The sequence below is a fragment of the Aminobacter sp. P4_D5 genome, assembly GCF_056401815.1.
In genome coordinates this window covers 1-727 of record NZ_JBFUIP010000678.1, presented here as the reverse complement: position 1 = coordinate 727, position 727 = coordinate 1, and the positions used below count along the sequence as shown (strand labels likewise).

Here is a 727-nt window from a genome sequence, read left to right as displayed (position 1 = left end):
CAATGATGCTGACCTGGTATCGCGGCCGGCAGCTGCTCTTTGCCCGCTTCCGTCAGGACAGCCTGCCGCTGAAATCCTTCCTGGCCCGCCTGCCGCAATCGCGCACCACGCGCGTGCCGGGCATCGCTGTCTTCATGACCGGCCAGGCCGACTACCTGCCCGGCGCGCTGCTGCACAACCTCAAGCACAACAAGGTGCTGCATGAGCGGGTGCTCTTCGTGACCGTGCGCAACGAGGACATCCCCAGCGTCGGCGCCGACCGCCGCGCCGAGGTGACCGATCTCGGCGGTGACATCCACCGCATCATCCTCTGCTATGGCTTCCAGGAGAGCCCCAATATCCCGCGCGAGCTGGAGCGGCTGGCGGGCGAGGGGCTCATCACCTTCGAGACGATGCAGGCCAGCTACTTCCTGGGCCGCGAGACCATCGTGTCGGCCACGGTGCCGAAGATGGCGCGCTGGCAGCAATGGCTGTTCACGCTGCTGAGCCGCAATTCCGTACCGGCCACGGAGTTCTTCAAGATTCCCTCCGACCGCGTGGTCGAGCTGGGCGTACGCGTCGCCATCTGATGCTTATGCTGGCCTTGCGTTCCCTGTTGTTCAACGTGGCCTTCTTCGGCTTCGGGGCGACCAGCATGATCCTCGGCGCGCCGCTGCTGCTGGGTCCGCGGCGGCTGCAGCGCCGGGCGATGCGGTGGATGGCCCAGGTCCTGATCTGGCTTCTGGAC

Annotated in this window: 1 protein-coding gene; it reads left to right on the top strand. The window is 66.3% G+C overall.

The annotated features are described in order from the left end of the window. A partial coding sequence (locus tag AC1DWF_RS34285) for a KUP/HAK/KT family potassium transporter (RefSeq protein WP_476842943.1) occupies nt 1–569 on the top strand: 569 nt, incomplete at its 5' end. Between the last annotated feature and the right edge of the window lie 158 nt (nt 570–727).